Below are 20,031 nucleotides of genomic sequence, written 5' to 3' on the forward strand. Positions count from 1 at the left end.
GCTAACCGATGGATCAGTCGATCAATCGGCCAATAGAGCCAGCGGGCGCTCACCCGGGGGCGGGTCTGCCGACAGCCCCGATCCTCTTCTTCTCCGGTAAGGGCGGGGTCGGCAAGACCACGCTTGCCGCCGCCTACGCCCTAGGCGCTGCGCAAGCGGGGCGGCGAGTCTTGCTCGTCTCTACTGATCCGGCGCACAACCTCGGAGACGTCTTCGCTCATTCGCTCGGCGCCACACCGCAGACGGTTCGTCCCGGGCTCGATGCCGTCGAGATCGACCCGGACGCCGAGTGCGCTCGCTACATCGGTCGGGTGAAGGAGAATATCCGGGCTTGCGTGCGCTCGAGTCTGATCGGCGAGGCAGAGCGCCACATCGATATGGCTGCCCGTGCGCCGGGGGCCTACGAGGCGGCTCTCTTCGATCGCATCGTCGCCATCGTGCTCGATGAGGCGCGCCCGGGGCAGCCGGGCGGCTACGATCAGGTGATCTTCGATACCGCCCCGACCGGGCACACCGTGCGCCTGCTCAGCCTCCCGGAGTTGATGGGGGCGTGGGTCGACGGGCTGCTGCGCTATCGCTCAGCCCACAACCGCGAGCGCTCGCAGTGGCTCGGCGGCGGTGAGGTACCGGAAGATCCGCTCTACGATCTGCTCAGCGAGCGGCGCTGGCGAATTGCTCAGATGCGCGATGCGCTGCTCGACGGTCGGCGCTGCGCCTTTGTGCTGGTGCTGACCGCTGAGCACCTACCGATTCAAGAGACGGCGCGGGCGCTGCCCGATCTCGAAGCGTACGGCCTGACGGTCTGGGGGCTGGCGGTGAACAAGCTGTTGCCGGCCGAAGCGGCAGAGAGCGCCTTCCTGGCGCAACGCTGCGCCGCCGAGGCGCGCCACCTAGCGACGATCGATCGGCTCTTCGCCGACCGCACCCGGCTCCGCGTCCCTCTGCTCGGTAGTGATGTCGACTCGCTCGCTGGCCTCGAGGCGATCGCCGCAACGCTGTGGCGCAGCGCAGCTGAGAGCGCTACGACAGCAGCGTGCTAACAGCAGCGCACATGGTCGAGCGGTGAGTGCTCCATGCCCATCCGCCGGTGCCACTCGTGGTAGCTCTCCAGGAGCGCCGGATAGAGCTCTAAGGTGTGGTAGGCGGCAGGGTTCGGCAACCCCATCGTCTCACCGAAGAGCAAGAGCATGAGCAGGTCTTCGCGCTCGGCGAGCTCGCGGCGCACTTCGGCCTCGTGACCGAGGCGCAGCATCTGATCGTACCGCTCGGCGATCTGCCCAAGCAGGGTGCGGACGGGGTGGTTGTGCTGCACGGTGGCTCTCCTCCTGATGTCCTGATGGCGGCCGGCGCCGGCTGAGGGCGCGCGGCCGCGCGTGACTAATCGCTTCTATTGGCCGTCTCGTTCGCCTCATCGCCCGCCTCATCGTTCGGATCGCGCAGCGCATCAAGCCGCTCACGGTCGCGGAAGAGGCGGATGGCCTCAAGCAGGATCCACAGCGCAAAGACCAGGATCAGCGCCCCACAGGTGAAGAGCAGCCACTGCGGATCGGCGCCGCGCTGTCCCGACCACTCCAGGAGCACCTGCTCGCTCATCGCCCAGATCGTCATCGCCAGCAGGAAGATCATCGGCACCAGGGTTGGGAGCGGATTGCGCCCCTTACGGTAGAGCCACAGCGAGATCAGCATCAGGGTGATGCCGGCGAGCAGCTGATTCGAGGTGCCAAAGAGCGGCCAGAGCAGATAGCCCCCCGAGCCCATTCCTTGCCCGCCATCGGGCAGCAGGGCCAGCAGGGCGGTGCAGCCGATCGCTAAGCTGGTGGCGACGTGGCGGTGGGCCAGCTGCGGCACCCGGTACTCGACCCCGAGCTCACCGATGATGTAGCGCAGCAGTCGCACCGCCGAGTCGAGGGTGGTCGCGGCGAAGCAGACGATGATCAGGGCGACCAGGGTGGCGGCGATATCGCTCGGGATCGCCAGCGCCGAGGCCAACTCGGCAGCCCCTGCGACAAAATTACCGACTCCGCCCTGGCCGGCCGCGGCGAAGCTGGAGTAGCCCTCCAGGAACTCCGCCTGACTGGCAAAGAGGGTAGCGACGGCGATGATCGCAATCAGGGCCAGCGCGCCCTCGCCGAGCGCCCCGAGGTAGCCGACGGTGCGGGCGTCGGTCTCGCGGTTGAGCTGCTTCGACGAGGTGCCGGAGGCGACTAGACCGTGAAAGCCGGAGATCGCCCCGCAGGCAATGGTGATAAAGAGCAGCGGGAACCACGAGGTCTCCGCCTCGGTATTGAAGATCGGGGCGGTGACCTCCGGTTGGGCGATCAGCAGCCCGAGGTAGAGGATGGCCAGGCCGAAGATCAGCTGCTGAGCGTTGATGTAGTCGCGTGGCTGCAGCAGCTTCCAGACCGGCAACGTGCTCGCAACGTAGACGTAGGCGAGCAGCAGCACGATCCACAGTAAGAAGCTTGCGGAGACGGCCTCAAGGCCGAAGAGAAAGGTCGCCGTCCCCTCGCCACCGAGCCACGCCACGAAGTCGATCTGCAGCCACTCGATGCGGGTCGTTAAGAGCGCGGTGCCGTACATCAAGACCAGGGCGATCAGTGAGGGCAGCAGCAGTCGGCCGCCGCGGCGCAGCACGAAGTAACCGATCCACAGCGCCACAGGGATCTGCAACAGCACCGGGAGTACAGTCGCCGGGTTGCTGATGAAGAGATTCGCGATCACCCAGGCAAAGACCGCATTGACCATCAGCACCAGGATCAGAATGATAAATAGGAATAATAGTTTGGCGCGACGGCCGATGAGCCGGTTGGCCAGGGTGCCGACCGACTGACCGCGGTGGCGAGCTGAGAGCACCAAGGCGCCGAAGTCGTGGACCCCAGCGGCGAAGACCGTGCCGAGTGCGACCCAGGCCAGCGCTGGTCCCCAGCCCCAGTAGATGGCGATCGCCGGACCGATGATCGGCGCGGCACCGGCCACCGAGGTGAAGTGATGGCCCCACAGCACCCACTTGTTCGTCGGCACGAAGTCGATGCCGTCGCGAAAGCGGTGGGCGGGGGTTACGAAATCGGGATCGAGACGGTAGACGCGCTCGGCGAGGTAGCGTGAGTACCACAGCCAGCCAAAGAGGTAGAGCGCGACCGCTGCGGCGGCCAGCCAGACGGCGTTCACGGGGCGGTGCTCCTGTATTGCCTAGAGTGCAGTAGCCGTGGCTAGCATCTAGTACAACAAGCGGCCCCTCGATTGCAAGGGGCCGCCCCGCTGCTGTCCCTGCTGCCTACGCGGCGCTCTCGACCTTGATTCGCCGCCCCGGCTGCTCCTCTCGCTTCGGCACCGTGACCTCAAGCACGCCGTTGCGGCTGCGTGCCTGGATGTTGTCCGGATCGACGTTCTCCGGTAGCGTGAAGCGACGGAAGAAGGTGCCGCGGACCCGTTCGACCCGTTTCCAGTTGGCACCGCTCTCCGTCTCTTCCGACTCTCGTTGCCCCTTGATCGTCAACATGCCATTGTCCATCGATATATCGATATCCTCTGCGGCGACACCGGGCAGGTCGACGTGGACCAGATAGGCCTTCTCGTCCTCGCGGATATCGACCGCCGGCATCCAGTTCGTTGCCGCTTCGCCGTTATCGGAAGGGGCACCGACCGTGCTGCCGGGACTAAAGATCCGGTCGAGGTCGGTTTGCAGTTGACGCAAGGTGTTCAATGGGTCATAGCGCATCATAGCCATAGGTATCACCTCCTGACTCGGTATACTCTGCTCTCTTGCGTGTCTGTATCTCTAACTATAATCGCCTGTGGGCGGGGACCGCAGCGGTGGTGAACTACGACAACCGTTGCGATCCTTAACTTAGAGTGTGGAGGCGGCCTTGACATTTTCAAGTGATCGGCGGGACGAAGCGACAAATGTCCCAGCGGGGTGGCGGGCGCGCCTGCAAGCCTTTGTCGAGACAGCGTGGTTTCAGAACACGGTCATCGTCATCATCTGCATCAACGGTGTTACGTTGGGGTTGGAGACCTCGGAGCGGATCGCCGCTTGGGGGGGCGGTGTTGTCCCGCTGATCAATCAGACGATCCTTGCCTTTTTCGTCATTGAGATTGGTTTGCGGGTGATCGCGTGGGGGCCGCGCTTCTTCCGCGGACCGTGGAATCTCTTCGACTTCTTCGTGGTGGCGGTGGCTTTGGTGCCCGATGGTGGTGCCTATGCGGTGCTGCGGGCGTTGCGCATCCTACGGCTGCTGCGGCTGCTCTCGCAGGTTGGACGCTTGCGGGTGATTGTCGAGTCGCTGCTGCGGGCCTTGCCGGGCATTGGTTGGATCGGTGTCTTGCTGATGTTGGTCTACTACGTCTTCGCCGTGATGGGCACCGAGCTCTATGGGGCGAGCTTCCCGGAGTGGTTCGGTAGCGTTGGCGCAAGCATGTACACGCTCTTTCAGGTGATGACCCTGGAGAGCTGGTCGGAGGCGATCGCCCGTCCGGTCATGGAGACCTACGCGGGGGCGTGGTTCTACTTTGTCGCCTTTATCTTGGTCTCGGCCTTTACCGTGTTGAACCTCTTTATCGGTATCATCGTCAACAGCATGCAGTCGCTGCACTGGGAAGAGGAAGAGGAGAAGCGGGTCGAATCGGAGCAGAAGGCGCACGGCGAGCGCGAGGAGATGCTGTACCACATCCGCGAGCTGCACGCGAAGCTCGATCGGTTGGAGCGACGGCTGGGGTCAGAGAGCCTAGGTTCAGAGAGCCCGGGGCCAGAAGAGTTCGGGCGAAACGGCCCGGTGCAATAGGGCGATAGGGCAATGGAGCGGGGGATGGAAGCGGTCAGAGTGCAAGTGGATGGGATGCGCTGCGGGCACTGCGAGGCGGCGGTGCGCGAGGCGCTTGAGACCCTACCCGGGGTCGAGCAAGTGCTCGAGGTCAGCGCGGCGAGGCAGCAGGCGGTCATCGAGGGGCGCCCCGATCCGGCGCTGCTGGCGCAGCGACTCGAGGAGATCGGTTTCGTCGGCATGGTGAGGGACGACTAAATGGTCGATGCGCAGCGCTCAGAGTCGCAGGCTGAGTTGGCGACCGGCTCGGCGATTCAATTGGCCATCGAGGGGATGACTTGCGCCTCCTGTGTGGCACGGGTTGAGCGCTTGGCGACCCGGTTGCCTGGGGTCGAGGCGGCGGCGGTGAATCTGGCAACCGCACAGGCGACGGTGCGCTACGATGCCGCACAAGCAACCCCGGAGCAGATCGTCGCAGCCATCGCTCAGGGCGGTTTTCAAGCGACGCTACGCACCGCCGATGCGGCTGCGGATGACGCCGCGGCGGCGGCGCGCTCTGCGCGCGAGCAGCGCTCGCTGTGGCGCGATCTGTGGTTCGCGGCTGCACTGACGCTGCCGCTGGTCTTGCTCTCGATGGGGCCGATGCTCTGGCCGGGGCTCGGCGAGGCGATGACCGCACTGCTGCCGCGCGGAGGCTGGTGGTGGATCGAGTGGCTGTTGGTGACACCGGTGCTGCTTTGGGCGGGGCGGCGCTTTTTCCGTCACGGGGTGCCGGCGCTGCTGCGTTTGACCCCGGAGATGAATGCGCTGGTGATGCTCGGCACGACCTCAGCCTGGCTCTACTCGACCGTGGTCTTGTTGGCCCCGGAGCTCTTCCCGGAGGGCGCCCGCGGGGTCTACTTCGAGGCGATCGGGGTGATCGTGACGCTGGTCCTGCTCGGGCGCTACCTGGAGTCGAAGAGCCGCGGCCGGGCGAGCGCGGCGATTCGGCGGCTGCTCGCCCTCCAGCCGCCGACGGCGTGCGTGGTGCGCGCGGGAGGAGAGGAGGAGATCGCAGCGACCCAGGTCGAAAGTGGCGAGCGTGTGGTGGTGCGCCCCGGTGAGCGGTTGCCCGTCGATGGCAAGATCGTCGAAGGTTCAAGCTACGTCGATGAGTCGATGGTCACCGGCGAGCCGGTGCCGGTGGCACGCGGTGTCGGCGATGAGGTGATCGGCGGCACGGTCAATCGCAGCGGCGCCTTTGTCTACGTCGCGACCCGAGTTGGGGCAGCGACCGTGCTCGGTCAGATCGTCCGCATGGTCGAGGAGGCGCAGGCGGCGAAACCGCCCATTCAGGCACTGGTCGATCGTATCGCCGGCGTGGTGGTCTGGGCGGCTATTGCTGTGGCCCTGAGTGCGGCGGTGCTGTGGTGGGGGCTCGGCTTCGGCGTTGATCACGCCTTGGTGGTTGCTGCCGCGGTGCTGCTGATCGCCTGTCCGTGTGCGATGGGCTTGGCGACCCCGCTGGCGATCATGGTCGGTACGGGGCGCGGTGCCGAGCAAGGGATCTTGTTTCGGCGCGGGGCGGCTTTCCAGGCCGCCGCCGAAGTGGATACGGTCGCGCTCGATAAGACTGGAACCCTCACACTGGGAGCGCCCCAGCTGGTTGCTATAGAGGTCGCTGACGGCTTTTTTGCCGACGATGTCTTAGCGCAAGCGGCCGCCGTCGAGCAGCGCAGCGAGCACCCACTGGCCGAGGCGGTGGTGGCGGCCGCGCAGCAGCGCCGGTTGCAGATCGGCGAAGTCACGGCCTTTGCCGCAGAGCCGGGTTACGGCGTACAGGGCGAGGTCGATGGGGTGCGGGTGGCCGTCGGAGCGTGGCGCTTTCTCGATCGGCTTGGGGTGCCGGTGTCGCGTCCGCTCTATGAGCAGGCTGCACGCTGGGCCGAAGAGGGGCGAACGGCCTTCTACGTCGTCATCGGTGAGCGCGTAGCGGCGGTCTTGGCGGTCGCCGATCCGGTCAAGGAGGGGGCTGCAGCGGCAATTCGCGCCCTCCACGGCATGGGGCTGCGGACATTGATTTTAACCGGTGATCACCGCGCTACCGCTGAGGCGGTGGCCCGTAAGTTGGGGGTTGCCGAGGTGCGTTCCGAGGTCTTGCCCGCCGATAAAGCGGCGGCGATCGCCACCCTCCAAGGTGAGGGCCGGCGCGTTGCTTTTATCGGCGATGGCATCAACGATGCCCCGGCGCTAGCGCGCGCCGACGTCGGAGTCGCCGTGGGCAGTGGTACCGATATCGCCATTGAGTCGGCCGACGTGGTGGTCATGTCGGGCGATCCGCGCAGCATGGCGCGGGGGTTGGGGTTGGCGCGTCGGACCTTCAAGACGATCCGGCAAAACCTCTTTTGGGCCTTTGTCTATAACCTGACCTTGATGCCGGTGGCAGCCGGGGTGCTCTACCCCTTCTGGGGGGTGTTGCTGTCGCCGATGATGGCTGCTGCGGCCATGACCCTATCGAGTCTGCTGGTCGTCTCCAACAGCTTGCGGTTGCGCAGGGCGAGTTTGGCGGCTTAGCGGGCAGGACGGTTGTTCAGCGGTGTTCAGCGGATGCTAGGAACGGTGTGACTGCGGCGTGTGTACGTCGTCGCTGGAGCGGTCGAGCTCGCGCATGCTGTAGGCGAGCAGGGCGAGCTCCTGGAAGCTTTCGTGGAAGCCGTCACGCACGCCGCTGGCGAATTGCTCTAGCGTTTGGGCGTTGGTGGTGTCGGCCGCACTTCGGCGGGCGCCATCGACCCACGCCTGTGCTTGCTCGCGATCGCCGAAGGCCTCAAGGACCATGGTGGCAAAGGCGGTCGTTTGAGCCAGCTCGACATCCCACTCATCTTCGCTGTGCTGTGGCAGCCACTCGAGCAGATGACCAAAGCGGGTGCGCGCTTCGGCAAAGCCGCGTGACCAGTGGCCGATCGGTGCGTTGGGCCAAAAGTTGGCGAGTGGGTCGGGGTCGAGTGTGCAGCCAGTGGGAAGCTCCGGACAGCCGGCGAGTACCTGGTGTACGATCTGGTGGTGCAGGGTCATCAGTGCCCGAATAACTGGCTTGAGCCCGCTCGACTCGGTGATCGACTCGGTGATCGACTGGAGGTTGGTTGGGTGCGCGGGAGCGGAGATGAGGCGCGCCGCGTGGTGGGGCGAAGTGTGGGTCAGCGGGGCCATCCAGTCGCGCGGTGGAATCGGCTCCGGATGGGTGGCGATGGCAAAGAGGTAGCCGTGTAGGCTGTAGTAGTTCCACCCTTGCGACGGAGTGGTGGCTGCGGCGGCGTTGCCGATACTGGCTGTGGCGGTGCCGAAGTAAGCCTCTAGGGTGGTGCGCTGGCCATCGTCGTCGGCGTATGCTCCATCCATCTCCTCGGGTAGCGAGTCGGCGTCTGCGGTACGCTCCGTCTCACGCCGTGCGGCGTTCCCCTGTTCGTGAGCGGCCAAAGTGGTGGCAAGGACGTGCTCAAGGAGCGGGATCTTGCGCAGCTCGCGCCCATCAAGCAGCGCCTTGCCGACGGCAGCGAAACTCATCCAGGTCTCGGCCGCGTGCGATTGGTGTAGCGTAACCGCGGTTTTGAAGCACTGTTCCGCCCACCACGGCCGGCGCTCGACGTCGAGATAGCGGCGCAGGCGGCGTTGCTGCTGGCTGTGGTCGTACTCTGTGCCGTTGGCAGCGAGGATGGCGCGGATCGTCGGGGTATCTTCAAACCAACTCTCAACGATCGGGAAGCGCTCCGGCCACTCGGCGCTGCGGTGGATCAGGCGGCCACGCCGCTGCGGGGTCAGTTGCCCCAGGTGGCCCTCGGGGTCGAGCACGGCTAGCCAGTCGCGAGCAGCGCACAGCCGAGGAACAAGCCCGCATAGGTGCTCGAATTCGGCAACGAAGTCGAGCAGTCCCGGCGGCGGCGGGCGTCCCTCTTCAAGAGATTCGGCGATGGCATTGCTGAGCAAAGCGGCGGCGTGCTCAGGGCTCAGTGCCGCGAGCGGTCCGTCGACGCGGGCACGTTCGACGATGAGCGCCTGCTCCTCGGCGGTCAGCCCGTAGGCAAAGTGTGTCTCGAGCAGGCCGTGGCAGGTCTGTAGGATCAGCATGCCGGCTAAGCGGTTGTCGTTGCTGAACTTGCGTTCCTCGTCCCCGTCTCTGCCGCGTTGCGCGGTTATGATCAAATACTGCTGACCGGTGCCATCGGGGATGGAGGCGAAGATCTGCTCAACCGGCGTGCTGGTGTTCTGGGTGTTCTGGGCGCGCTGGAGCGGCGCATCGGCAAGAAGCGCTTGCAGCTCGGCGCTCTCCTCCTCGGTGGGCAACCAGGCGCGGACCCAAGGCAGTAGGGCCGAGCTCCGATCGCTGAGTGCACCGTCGCTGATTTGGGTCCGCAGAGCGAGCAGTGCCTCACGGCGGATCGTATGCTCCGGTGCCAACAGGGAGTAAAGCGTGACTTGCTGCCAGAGAGGCTCGCGGCGGCGCATGAGCTGGCCGTAGAGGCGTGCGCGCTGCTCCAAAGGGAGCTCGGCGAGGTGTTGATCAAGCGCGCGCGTGAGCGCCAGCGCCCTCCCGTCGCTGCCGTGGGTGGGCAGGGTGATAGCGCCCTCTAAGCGTTCGCCGAGGCGTGCTGCGGCCTCTTCGAGTGAGAGGGTCGCGTGGCTTAGATGGGCGCGCAGTTGTTGCAGAGCCGGCTGGATGGTCTCTTGAGAGATCGCGGCGTGCGCGGGTTCAACAAGCATATCGGTGGCTCTGCTGTGGCAATTCGCGGCGGCGCTACCTCGGGGCGATCGTGTGGCTGGAGGTTAGCCATCTGCCTGTTGCTGCGCGACCGTGCCTATTATACCTGCCTCTCAGACAGGATGGCCACGGCTGCCGAGGCGGCAGCGCCAACAAATCATGAGCAAGTGGCAACAAGCGAAGGCCCAACCCATCCTGGGTTGAGCCTTCTGAGAGAGCCCAAATCACTCAAAGGGTCTAGCCCACTACGGGGCTGTTCCCATTACCATTGCGGATCTTCTTCAAAATCACCAAAGTCTTCGTCATCGCCCTCCTCGTCGTCGTCGTCAGCACCCCAAGGATCGTCATCGAACTCGACTTCGCCCTCAGGCTCGCCCCAGGCGTCGTCGGCCGGTTCAGCCCACTGATCGTCACCGGCCTCAGTGTCGATATCCTCAAAGGCGGTCGCCGAGAAGGCCGCGAAGCCGAACGTCATCGCCAAGAGAGCTGCAAGCAACGTCTTCTTGCGCATAAAGTCACCTCCTTATTGGAGTGGCATTGAGAGTGAAAGCTACGGTGATCGCCCATTGCGACCACTACCCGGTACTAAGCATGGGGCGTGCCAGGTTGTGTTTTCTCTTTCTTTGTCAGATGGTTACTTTTCAGATCAGGAGCTAGATTGGCCGTTTTCTGGGCGTTTCGAGGGGCGGCGGAGAGTGCGGTTGTTGGGGTGAGGCGACACAGTTTTGCGCCCTAGCGCTATCTCACTGAAAATGGTCCTTCTGGACTTGTCGCCCATAAGAGACAGTCTCATGGGGAGGGGCGTAAGTGCTAAGGTCAGCCGCACGAGATTGGGCAGAGGCGCAGAAAAGGTTGTCGAAGAAGCAGCGTACACTCAATAGCGTGTTGGGCTTGTCGATCGCAGCCGGCGTGGTGTTGGCGGGGCTGGGGGGCGGTGGTCTCGCAAGCGCCGAATCCGGTGCGGCAGCCGGCGCACGAGAGGAGGTGGTCGGTTTGCCGCGCTTTCCCTCGATCAGTCCCGACGGCAGCACGATCGTCTTCAGCTGGGGCGGGGATCTGTGGCGGGTCGCGGCGAGTGGTGGTGAGGCGACCCGACTGACCGCTCACGCTCTGGACGATCTTCACTCGGCCTGGAGCCCGGATGGGCGCGCGTTGGTCTTTAGCTCGATGCGTGACGGCTACCTGAATCTCTACCACATGCAGCGCGACGGCAGCGGTCTGCGGCAGCTCACCTACAGCGACCGGTTTTTGCGCAATCCGGGCTATGCGCACGATCGCGACGGTGCCCCTGTGATCACCTTCTCGTCCTATCTTGAGGCCGATGTCTACCGCGAACAGCGCGCCTACGCCATCGCTCCGCAGGGCGGCGAGCACTGGCGGCTGCAGCCGGCGTTCGGCTCTGAGCCGCGCCTCTCGGCCGATGGCCGCTGGCTCGTCTTCACCCGCGGGGGCCACTACCACGGCTGGCAGCGGCGCCACTACCGCGGTGCCGATGCACGCAATCTCTGGCTCTACGATCGTAAGCACGAGCGGTTTGTGCAGCTGACCGATCACCCCGGCGATGACGGACAGGCACGCTGGCTCGATGATCAGACGCTGCTCTTTCTCTCCGATCGAGATGACGGCACGGTCGATCTCTATCGCCTCACGCTCGATACCCTGAAGGCGAAGAATGCGGTGAGCGAGGAGGGTGGCGCCGCGACCGCTGAGGCAGAAGACGGTGTAGCCGATGTGGTTAAGGAGCTGATCGAGATCGAGCGCCTTACCCACGCCCGCAAGCGCGACGTCCGCCACTTCGACGTCGCTCCGCAGGCCGATATGGTCGTGCTACAAGTTTGGGACCGGCTCTATACCCTCGATCTGGACGCTCCGTCGGCGACGCCCGAGCCGCTTGAGCTCCACGCTGGGGAGCCGGGGCAGGATCAGACGCAGTGGCGACAGATCGATCGGGATGTCAGCGAGGCGGCGCTGAGTCCTGATGGCGAGGTGATGGCCTACATCGCCTACGGTCGCGTCTACGTCCGCCACCTCGATGAGCACAGCCCGACGCAGGCGGTCACGCCCGCCGCGCACGCCCGCCATAAGGATCTAGCGTGGGCGCCGGACGGCTCGCGCCTCTACTTCACGAGCGATGCCGACGGCAGTGAATCGCTCTACGCAGCGCAGGTGGTGTTGACGCGCGCAGAGCTCACAGCTGCCCCCGAGATGGTCCCGGGTAAGTTCTCCGCTGAGTTGCCGGGTGTCCTCCCCGATCCGATCGCCGCTGCGGATAAGACGGCGAGCGACCGGAATGCCCCGCAGCGCTGGCACGATGCGGTGCAGTTTGCCGTCCTGCCGGTGCTTGCTGAGGCGAGTCACGATCGGCAGGCGCGCCCCTCGCCGGATGGGACGCAGCTGGCCTTTCGGCGCGGGCGTGGCGACTTGATGCTCCTCGATCTGGCTAGCGGCGAGAGCGAGCGCTTGGTCAGCGGCTGGGATCAGCGAATCGAGTGGCGCTGGTCGCCGGATGGTCGCTATATCGCCTATGCGCAGAGTGACCTCGACTTCAGCGTTAATATCTTCGTCGTGCCGACCGACGGCTCTCACCCTCCGGTGAACGTCACCCGCCATCCGCGCAACGATCGCAATCCGCGCTGGTCGGCCGATGGCCGCAAGCTCAGCTTTGTCTCGAATCGCGCCGGCGAGACGTACGACGTCTACCGCGTCTACCTCGATGCAGCACTGGAGCGTTACAGCCCGCGCGAGCGGGTGCGCTACTATCGCGATGCGCAGCAGAGGGCAGGGGCCGGCTCGGAGCGAACGACTGACTCGGTAACCGGTGAGGTGATTGGTACGGCGACCGGACCCAGCGGTGAGCCGGCAAGTGCTGCAGCCGTTGATGAGACGGTCGCTGAGAGGCGCACAGAGGCCTTGACGCAGAGAGATCTTGAGAGCGCTTGGCGCCGGATCGAACGGGTCACCCGCGCCGCCGCGCACGAGTACGACCTGGAGATGACCCCGGGCGGTGATCGCTACCTCTTCAATCGCACCGGCGAGGGGTTGATGCTCGAGAGCTGGGATGGCAGCGAGCGCAAGCGCCTCGGCGGCATTGTCGATGTCCAGCATTTGAGCAGCAGCGGCGATCGTTTGGTCTACGTCGCTAATGGTCGTGCTGGGGTGGTGAATCTGGCCGACGCCAGACATAGGCGCCCGGATATCAGCGATCGCATTCGTATCGATCTGCAGGCGCAGGCGCAGCAGAAACTGCGTGAGGCCGCGCGGGTGATCGAGGAGGGGTTCTATCAGCCGCAGCGTTTGGAGCAGATCGGGTGGGCGGAACGGGTCGATGACCACACTGCCCTGCTTGAGCATGCGCGCACCGCCAATGAGTTCAACGACATCGCCAATCGCCTCATGGGGGAGCTGGCAGCCTCCCATACCGGAGTCACCAACCCCGACCCGAGTGCTGCGCGCCGTCAGCCCTCGGGGCGTCTCGGCATCGAGCATGCGCCCGTAACACTCGGCGACGGTCTCTACGGCTACCGCGTACTCGGGGTCGTTGCGCGCGGTCCGGCGGCGCGCGGAGCGGTGCCGCTGCGCCCTGGGGATCTCATCACGGCCATTGGTCAGGAGCCCTTGCGGGCCGAGGAGAGTATGCTGCAGCGGTTGCGTGGGCGAGTCGGCGATGAGTTGCTCGTTACTTTTCGCCGCCCCGGCGATCCCATCGGCCACCAGCGCCAGACCTTGATCACCCCGGTCGACTACGCCGAGCTAGGGCGGTTGAAGTACGACGCCTTTAAGGCGCGCAGCCGCGCCGTGGTCGAGGAGCGTGCCGATGGGCGTCTTGGCTACGTTCACATCCAGGCGATGAATCAGGCGTCGCTGGAGCGCTTTCAGGCCGATCTTTACGCCGCCGCTGAGGGTAAGGAGGGGCTGATCATCGACGTGCGCAACAACGGTGGCGGTCACACCACCGATCGCATCTTGACCTCGCTGCTGGCGCCGCAGCACGCCTACACCGTGCCGGCAGGGGGCGATCCAGCGCAGACTGGGCACTATCCGCAGGATCGGCTCGATGCCCCGCGCTTCACCGCCCCGACCAACGTCCTGATCAACGCCAAAAGCCACTCCAATGCCGAGATCCTTGCTCACGCCTTCCGAACCCTCGGGCGAGGCCGGCTGATCGGCGAGCCGACCTACGGTGGTGTGATCTCGACCGGGCAGCATCGGCTGATCGACGGGGCGACGGTGCGCCGACCCTTCCGCGGCTGGTATCTGCCCGATGGCACCGATATGGAGCACTACGGGGCGCCGCCCGATCTTCGGGTTGGGCAACACCCGGATGACGAGGTCGCCGGGCGCGACCGGCAGCTGGAGCGGGCCGTCGACGACCTGCTAGAGCGTCTTGATGAGGCGGATGAAACATCGTGAAGAGGTGACTGTGGACGGGAAGTGTCATCGTGGATAGCGGCGCCATCGTGAATCGTAAAATGCGTGCCGGATCGGGTTCGCGCCCGCGCTTTGGGCCGTTGCTGTGCCCATTGCTCCGCCCGGCGCTCTGGTTGTCGCCCTGCCGGTCACTCGGGTCGCCGCTCGGGCTGCCACTCTGCCTGTCACTCGGGCCGTTACGCAGGTCGCTATTCGGTCTGTTGCTCGGTCTATTGTTGGGGTTGCTCGGGCTCGTTCCGTTGAGTGCGCTCGCCCACGATACTGAGGCGAACGACGAACCGCCCCTCCAGCCGCGCTGGGCGGTCGAGGGCCGTGACTGGCCGGGGCGCTCGGCCAGCGACTTTCTCGAGGCGGCCGGGATCCGCTGGCACTATCAGCTCTTTCCCGCGACGGTTGATGCAGACGCCGGCGTCGATGCCGATGCCGATGCCGATGCCGACACTGCCGCGACCGAGTCGCCGGCGCCGGTGGTGCTGCTGGTCCACGGTACCGGTGCGGCGGGTCACTCGTGGTACCCGCTCGTACCGGAGCTGAGACAGCACTTCACCGTGCTGGTCGTCGATCTTCCGGGGCACGGCTTCACCTCGGCGCCACCGCCGCAGCGCTTAGCAACCGCCGCGATGGCCGAGGATCTGGCCGCTTTGCTTCGTGCCCTCGACGTCGAGCCCGACTGGGTCGTGGGGCACTCCGCAGGTGCGGCGTTGCTGGCACAGATGATCCTTGATGAGCAGATTGCCCCGGCGGCACTGGTGAGTATCAACGGCTCGCTGCTGCCGCGGCAGGGGCGTTTCGCGCGGCTCTTCATGCCGCTGGCGCGCTGGGTGATCAACCGCGACGTGGTGGCGCGCCGGGCAGCCCGGCGCCTCGGTGATGAGCAGCAGGTCGCGGAGCTCTTCGAGCAGGCCGGTTCACCGCTGCCGGCGGCACAGATCGAACGCTATGCCCGCTTAGCGCAGACGCCGCAACACACCGGCTCGGCGCTGCGGATGATGGCCCACTGGCGACTCGATCGCCTCGAGCCGCGCCTACCCGAGTTGGCCCTGCCGGTACTGCTAATCGTCGGCGAGGCCGATCCGCTGGTCGACCCGGAAGAGGCGGTTACGGTGGCGCAGCAGTTGCCGCGAGCCACCGTCGTGACGCTACCCGAGCGCGGCCACTTCGCCCACGAGGAGGACCCGCAGCAGACGCTGGCGGTCTTGCGGCGGTTTCTTGCCCAGCTTCCCTAGCAGACTCCTGGCTGACTCCCGGCAGCCCCCTGGCAGCTCCCTGGCAGACTGTCGGACTTTCCAGGCGCATCGCTCAAATGGGTCAAGTTCTAGCCGATTTGCCCATATAGACGCTGCCTCACGCATCGGCAGCAAGGGCCTCTGCCCGATCGGTGCGCTCCCAAGTAAAGGCCGGTTCGGTACGCCCAAAGTGGCCATAAGCGGATGTTTGGGCGTAGATCGGTCGCAGCAGTTCCAGGTCGCGAATGATGGCGTAGGGGCGCAGATCGAAGTGGCGCCGGATCAGTTCGACAAGCTGTGCTGCCGGTCGCTTGCCGGTCCCGAAGGTCTCAACGGCGATGGAGACGGGCTCGGCGACCCCGATTGCGTAGGAGAGCTGCACCTCGCAGCGCTCGGCCAGTCCAGCGGCGACTAGGTTCTTGGCCACGTAGCGGCCGGCGTAGGCGGCTGAGCGATCGACCTTCGATGGGTCCTTGCCGGAAAAACAGCCGCCGCCGACGCGCGCCATGCCGCCGTAGGTGTCGACGACGATCTTGCGCCCGGTCAGTCCCGCATCGCCGAGCGGGCCGCCGATCACGAAGCGCCCGGTGGGGTTGATATAGAAGCGCGTTGCGTTATCGAGCCACTTCGCCGGTAGGACTGGGCGGATGATCTCCTCAATCACCGCCTCGCGCACCGTCTCGAGGGTGACCTCGGGGCTGTGCTGGGCGGAGAGGACCACCGCATCGATCGCTTGCGGCGTGTGGTCGACGTAGCGCACGGTCACCTGTGATTTGGCATCGGGGCGCAGCCACGGCAGCGCTCCCGTATCGAGCAGTTCGGCGTGGCGCTGCATCAGCCGGTGGGCATAGAGGATCGGCGCCGGCATCAGGGCGTCGGTCTCGGCGCTGGCGTAACCGAACATCAGTCCTTGATCGCCAGCCCCTTGCTGCTCCGGGTCGCTGCGCTCGACCCCTTGAGCGATATCGGGCGATTGCCGACCAAGGGCGTTGATCACCGCGCACGTTCGGCCATCGAAGCCCAACTCCGAGCCGGTGTAGCCGAGTTCGCAGACGGCGCGGCGTACCACCGCCTCGAAGTCGATATGGGCGTGCGTCGTCACCTCGCCGAAGAGGAGCACCAGCCCGGTCTTGACCGCGGTCTCGCAGGCGACGCGCCCCTGCAGGTCGGCAGCGAGGATTGCGTCTAGGACTTGATCAGAGATCCGATCGGCGATCTTATCGGGGTGGGCGCGCGAGACCGACTCTGAGGTGAAGAGGTGCTGTTCACTCATATGCTCTCCCCAAGGAATCCCGCGCTTTCAATCGCGGGAGGAATGGCGGCTGCGGTATTGCAGCCGTCAAAACAGGTACGGGCCTTCCACCCGCAGGGCCGTGAGGCTCTGCCCGGTAAAGCGCCCAGTGGCGCGGGGCTTACGCCCTGTCTCCCCTCGCCAATAATCTGCGCCGGCTCCCGCTGGTGCGGGCTGGTTGAGGGCAGCCTGGGCGCCTTCGACCCAGGCTTTTTAACACGCTGTCGGCCCGGTTGCCCAGGGTGGGAAGCCCCGAAGATCGTCGAGACCACAGCGAGGATGTTGTCGGTCCGGTTGCCCAGGGTGGGAAGTCATGAAAGACCTCGCCGGCAGGGGCGCTGGTTCCTGGGAGCGCCGGCGTTCCCGCCGGCATTCTTCCTGGGACCACGAAGGAGGGAGCAGCGGCGAATGATCAGTCCCGGCTGATGGGCAAAATCCCGAATCGTGATAGGCGCTCTGCCCGTACATCGCCCGGATCGGTTACACTGCCGCAGCGACTGCGACTGCGACTGCGATTGCGGTTCGCCGGTGCTGTTGTCGCTCGGGTAACGGGCGGCCTGGCCGAGGAGCGGCCGCCGATGGCAGGCCCCGGTCTCCGATTGTTGGTGTGCGGAACGCATCCGGTTGATGCGAAGATAACCATAAGCTTACGCAGTAAGGGAGGGTTCGAATTCATGACTATCAAGGTTGCGATCAACGGCTACGGACGGATCGGCCGTAACGTGTTGCGGGCGCTCTACGAGGCGGGGCGCACTGACGAGATCCAGATCGTTGCTATCAATGATCTTGGCGATGCGCAGACCAACGCCCATCTGACGCGCTTCGATACCGCCCACGGGCGCTTTCCGGGGGACGTCAAGGTCGAGGGCGGCGATCTGGTCGTCAATGGCGACCGGATTAAAGTCTGCGCCGAGCGCAACCCGGCCGATTTGCCGTGGGGCCAGCTCGGGGTCGATGTGGTCATGGAGTGTACGGGGCTCTTCACCACGAAAGAGGCCGCTGGTGCGCACCTGAAAGCCGGGGCCAAGAAGGTCGTGATCTCAGCCCCGGGCGGTAAGGATGTCGATGCCACTGTGGTTTACGGTGTCAATCAGCAGACGCTGAGCGCGAGTCACGAGGTCATCTCCAACGCCTCCTGCACCACCAACTGCCTCGCCCCGATGGTCAAGGCGATCCATGAGAAGATCGGTGTCGAACAGGGGCTGATGACCACCATCCACGCTTACACCAACGATCAGGTGCTGACCGACGTCTTTCATAGCGATCTGCGGCGGGCGCGCAGCGCCACCCAATCGCAGATTCCGACGAAGACCGGGGCGGCTGCCGCGGTGGGCTTGGTGTTGCCGGAGCTCAACGGCAAACTCGACGGCTTTGCGATGCGGGTGCCGACGATCAACGTCTCGCTGGTCGACTTGACCTTCACGGCGGCGCGCGATACCAGCGTCGATGAGATCAACCAGGTGGTCAAGGCGGCCGCCGAGGGCGAGTTGGCCGGTGTGCTCACCTACAACGACGAGCCGCTGGTCTCGATCGACTTCAACCACAACCCCGCCTCGAGCATTTTCGACGCCACCCTGACCCGGGCTATGGGAACGCGGCTGATCAAGGCGTGCGCCTGGTACGACAACGAGTGGGGCTTCTCGAACCGGATGCTCGATACCACGGTGGCGCTGATGCGCGCTTGACGGTAGCGGCCGCGGGCCTGCGGGCGGGTAAAACAGCAGGCAGGCCCGCCTGCGGCGGTGGCTCAGCCCGCACTCTCCGGGCTGGTCGCCGCCTCACCGATGAGTTCGTGGAGCGCAGTGGTGTCGTGTATGCGAAGGCGCCCGCTGCGCTCCTCAAAGATGCCCTCGCGCTTCCAGCGCGCCAGCACCCGGCTGATCGTCTCGACCCGCAGCCCGAGCAGTTCGCCGAGTTCGGCCCGCGATAGCGGCAGCGGGATCCACTCGTGATCCTCGGCAGCAACGCGGCGGGCGTGGCTGCGCAACTTTTTGCGCCAATTTAGCAGGAAGGCGGCGATCCGCTCCTCGGCTTTGCGCGTGCCGAGCTCCGCGGCCAAACTCTCGACCTCGTGCAGTGCCTCGCGCCAGCGCCGCAACAGGGCGTTGGTGAAGCCCGGCTCCTCATCGTGCAGCTGCTTGAGCAGCGGCAACGGCAGGTGGCAGACCGTCACCGGAGTTAGGGCGATGGCACTGTAGCGAGAGGGCTCGTCGAAAAGACCTTCGATCCCCAGCAGGTCGCCCGGTACGAGTAAGCGGATGATCTGAGTGCGTCCTGGGCCGTGGCTGCGCGATAGCTTAACGATGCCATCACGCAGGGTGAAGGCCTCACCGGGACGCGCACCCTCGGTGAGCAGTACCGTGCTGGGTGAATGCTGAGAGCGGTAAGTGGCGGCGGCGAAGCGCTCGACCCGCTGCGGATCGAACTCGCCGAACAAGGCAATCGAGCGGACCGAGCAGTGATCGCAATCGTGAGAATCCATCATGGAGGCCCCCCCAAAAAGACCGGAACAGAAGACTTGATTGTAATCAAGTTTGCTCCTTTAGCAAACGCCGCTCCGCTTCGCGGTATTTGGCCGCGGTGCGGGCGATGACCTCGGCGCTCAGGTGGGGTGGCGGCGACTGCTTATCCCAGCCCAACGCCTCAAGGTGATCCCGAATGTACTGTTTATCGAACGCCGGCGGAGTGCTCCCAGGGCGCCACTCAGCGGCGGGCCAGAAGCGGGCGGAATCCGGAGTCAGCAGTTCGTCGATGACGATCAGCTCGCCCTCTGCGGTGAGCCCAAACTCAAGCTTGGTATCGGCAATGATCAGGCCGCAGCGCTCCGCGTGCGCGTTTGCGGCGCGGTAGATCGTCAAGGCGGTCTCGCGGACACGCTCGGCGAGGGCTGGGCCGATGCGCTCGGCGGTCTCAGCGAAGGTCAGCGGCTCGTCGTGCTCGCCGACGGTGGCCTTGGTGCTCGGGGTGAAGATCGGCTCGGGGAGTTGTGCTGAGCGCTCAAGCCCCGCTGGCAGGCGGACCCCAGAGACGGTGCCGGTGCGTTGATACGATTGCCAGCCGGAGCCAGCCAAATAGCCACGGACGATCGCCTCGATCGGCAGCGGCTGTAGGCGGCGCACCACGACGGCGCGCTCGCCGACCTGAGCGGCGTCAGCGGCACTGAGCACTTCGTGCGGTGCGGTATCGAGCAAGTGGTTGCGGGCGATCTCGGCGGTCTTGCGAAACCAGAAGTTGGAGACCCGTGTGAGCACCTCCCCCTTGCCGGGGATCGGGTCGGGCAGGACGACGTCGAAGGCCGAAAGTCGGTCGGTGGCAACGATCAACAGACGCTCTTCGTCGACCGCATAGATATCGCGCACCTTGCCGCTATGCAGCAACGGCAGGCTCTCGAGGTGGCTGCTATGGAGGGCAGTGGGAAGATTCGGTTCGCTCATCTCATCAGTGCTCTTACGGTGGGCTCTTCTGCTATGGTCGATGTTGCCGGTGTGATGCCGGTGAGTGGCCCGGGGTGCGGCGGGTTGTCGAAGAATGACCCTATATGGGAATGGTACTAAAACGTCGCCGCTGTGTAATTAATCCCGGCGTCCGAGG

The 20,031-nt window shown here is 65.3% G+C and carries 15 protein-coding genes; 7 read left to right on the plus strand and 8 right to left on the minus strand.

Translation table 11 applies throughout. From position 1 onward, the window contains the following. Window positions 1-8: 8 nt before the first annotated feature. Window positions 9-1,040 (plus strand): ArsA family ATPase, encoded by a 1,032-nt coding sequence (locus tag CKO15_RS02310; protein WP_200192102.1) that lies wholly within the window; start codon window positions 9-11, stop codon window positions 1,038-1,040. Here CKO15_RS02310 and CKO15_RS02315 read toward each other — a convergent pair. The 3 genes from CKO15_RS02315 to CKO15_RS02325 all read right to left on the minus strand — a co-directional run bounded on the left by CKO15_RS02315 (window position 1,037) and on the right by CKO15_RS02325 (window position 3,727). Further along, entirely contained in the window at window positions 1,037-1,312 is a 276-nt protein-coding gene (locus tag CKO15_RS02315) for a cory-CC-star protein (protein WP_200192104.1), read from the minus strand. The two genes, CKO15_RS02310 and CKO15_RS02315, sit on opposite strands and share 4 nt — an antisense overlap. A 65-nt stretch (window positions 1,313-1,377) precedes the next feature. After that, window positions 1,378-3,168 (minus strand): carbon starvation CstA family protein, encoded by a 1,791-nt coding sequence (locus tag CKO15_RS14485; protein ID WP_200192105.1) that lies wholly within the window; start codon window positions 3,166-3,168, stop codon window positions 1,378-1,380. Window positions 3,169-3,274: 106 nt separating this feature from the next. Continuing rightward, window positions 3,275-3,727, minus strand: coding sequence for an Hsp20/alpha crystallin family protein (locus CKO15_RS02325; RefSeq protein WP_200192107.1), 453 nt, complete (start codon window positions 3,725-3,727; stop codon window positions 3,275-3,277). A gap of 139 nt (window positions 3,728-3,866) precedes the next feature. Between CKO15_RS02325 and CKO15_RS02330 the strand changes: the two genes are divergently transcribed. The 3 genes from CKO15_RS02330 to CKO15_RS02340 are packed head-to-tail and all read left to right on the plus strand — an operon-like array spanning window position 3,867 to window position 7,313. Continuing rightward, complete coding sequence (locus CKO15_RS02330) at window positions 3,867-4,781, plus strand: ion transporter (protein ID WP_207123785.1); 915 nt, start codon at window positions 3,867-3,869, stop codon at window positions 4,779-4,781. Between the two features lie 24 nt (window positions 4,782-4,805). Then, window positions 4,806-5,018 carry a heavy-metal-associated domain-containing protein gene (locus CKO15_RS02335; protein ID WP_200192111.1) on the plus strand — a complete coding sequence of 71 codons (213 nt, stop codon included), beginning with the start codon at window positions 4,806-4,808 and terminating at the stop codon, window positions 5,016-5,018. Next, a complete protein-coding gene (locus tag CKO15_RS02340) occupies window positions 5,019-7,313 on the plus strand; it encodes a heavy metal translocating P-type ATPase (protein WP_200192113.1) in 2,295 nt (764 codons plus the stop codon). A 36-nt stretch (window positions 7,314-7,349) separates the two neighbouring features. Here CKO15_RS02340 and CKO15_RS02345 read toward each other — a convergent pair whose 3' ends face one another. After that, entirely contained in the window at window positions 7,350-9,497 is a 2,148-nt protein-coding gene (locus tag CKO15_RS02345) for a UPF0149 family protein (RefSeq protein ID WP_200192115.1), read from the minus strand. Window positions 9,498-9,757: 260 nt separating this feature from the next. Continuing rightward, window positions 9,758-10,006, minus strand: coding sequence for a hypothetical protein (locus CKO15_RS02350; RefSeq protein WP_200192117.1), 249 nt, complete (start codon window positions 10,004-10,006; stop codon window positions 9,758-9,760). Between the two features lie 341 nt (window positions 10,007-10,347). Here CKO15_RS02350 and CKO15_RS02355 point away from each other — a divergent pair, with 341 nt between their 5' ends. Together CKO15_RS02355 and bchO are read left to right on the plus strand one after the other, a co-directional pair. Next, a complete protein-coding gene (locus CKO15_RS02355; protein ID WP_242464504.1) occupies window positions 10,348-13,905 on the plus strand; it encodes a S41 family peptidase in 3,558 nt (1,185 codons plus the stop codon). Window positions 13,906-14,162: 257 nt separating this feature from the next. Next, on the plus strand, window positions 14,163-15,149 hold the full coding sequence (gene bchO, locus CKO15_RS02360) for an alpha/beta fold hydrolase BchO (RefSeq protein ID WP_200192119.1): 987 nt from the start codon (window positions 14,163-14,165) through the stop codon (window positions 15,147-15,149). A gap of 118 nt (window positions 15,150-15,267) precedes the next feature. Here the strand turns inward: bchO and metK are convergent, their stop codons facing one another. Next, entirely contained in the window at window positions 15,268-16,422 is a 1,155-nt protein-coding gene (gene metK, locus CKO15_RS02365) for a methionine adenosyltransferase (protein ID WP_200192121.1), read from the minus strand. Window positions 16,423-17,114: 692 nt separating this feature from the next. Between metK and gap the strand changes: the two genes are divergently transcribed. Continuing rightward, on the plus strand, window positions 17,115-18,125 hold the full coding sequence (gene gap, locus CKO15_RS02370; protein WP_200192123.1) for a type I glyceraldehyde-3-phosphate dehydrogenase: 1,011 nt from the start codon (window positions 17,115-17,117) through the stop codon (window positions 18,123-18,125). Between the two features lie 62 nt (window positions 18,126-18,187). Here the strand turns inward: gap and CKO15_RS02375 are convergent, their stop codons facing one another. After that, the gene (locus tag CKO15_RS02375; protein ID WP_200192125.1) at window positions 18,188-18,925 is read right to left on the minus strand and encodes a Crp/Fnr family transcriptional regulator; all 738 of its coding nucleotides are present in this window, start codon (window positions 18,923-18,925) and stop codon (window positions 18,188-18,190) included. Between the two features lie 43 nt (window positions 18,926-18,968). Beyond that, window positions 18,969-19,874 carry a phosphoribosylaminoimidazolesuccinocarboxamide synthase gene (locus CKO15_RS02380; protein ID WP_200192127.1) on the minus strand — a complete coding sequence of 302 codons (906 nt, stop codon included), beginning with the start codon at window positions 19,872-19,874 and terminating at the stop codon, window positions 18,969-18,971. Between the last annotated feature and the right edge of the window lie 157 nt (window positions 19,875-20,031).

The sequence above is a fragment of the Halorhodospira abdelmalekii genome (genome assembly GCF_016583625.1).
GTDB lineage: Bacteria > Pseudomonadota > Gammaproteobacteria > Nitrococcales > Halorhodospiraceae > Halorhodospira > Halorhodospira abdelmalekii.

What these genes read in the sequence shown, in the direction of transcription:
- CKO15_RS02350 (WP_200192117.1), bottom strand. Translation starts at nt 10,006, where the DNA reads ATGCGCAAGAAGACGTTGCTTGCAGCTCTCTTGGCGATGACGTTCGGC.
- CKO15_RS02345 (WP_200192115.1), bottom strand. Translation starts at nt 9,497, where the DNA reads ATGCTTGTTGAACCCGCGCACGCCGCGATCTCTCAAGAGACCATCCAG.
- CKO15_RS02335 (WP_200192111.1), top strand. Translation starts at nt 4,806, where the DNA reads ATGGAAGCGGTCAGAGTGCAAGTGGATGGGATGCGCTGCGGGCACTGC.
- CKO15_RS02340 (WP_200192113.1), top strand. Translation starts at nt 5,019, where the DNA reads ATGGTCGATGCGCAGCGCTCAGAGTCGCAGGCTGAGTTGGCGACCGGC.
- CKO15_RS02325 (WP_200192107.1), bottom strand. Translation starts at nt 3,727, where the DNA reads ATGGCTATGATGCGCTATGACCCATTGAACACCTTGCGTCAACTGCAA.
- CKO15_RS02310 (WP_200192102.1), top strand. Translation starts at nt 9, where the DNA reads ATGGATCAGTCGATCAATCGGCCAATAGAGCCAGCGGGCGCTCACCCG.
- CKO15_RS02375 (WP_200192125.1), bottom strand. Translation starts at nt 18,925, where the DNA reads ATGATGGATTCTCACGATTGCGATCACTGCTCGGTCCGCTCGATTGCC.
- CKO15_RS02380 (WP_200192127.1), bottom strand. Translation starts at nt 19,874, where the DNA reads ATGAGCGAACCGAATCTTCCCACTGCCCTCCATAGCAGCCACCTCGAG.
- metK (WP_200192121.1), bottom strand. Translation starts at nt 16,422, where the DNA reads ATGAGTGAACAGCACCTCTTCACCTCAGAGTCGGTCTCGCGCGCCCAC.
- gap (WP_200192123.1), top strand. Translation starts at nt 17,115, where the DNA reads ATGACTATCAAGGTTGCGATCAACGGCTACGGACGGATCGGCCGTAAC.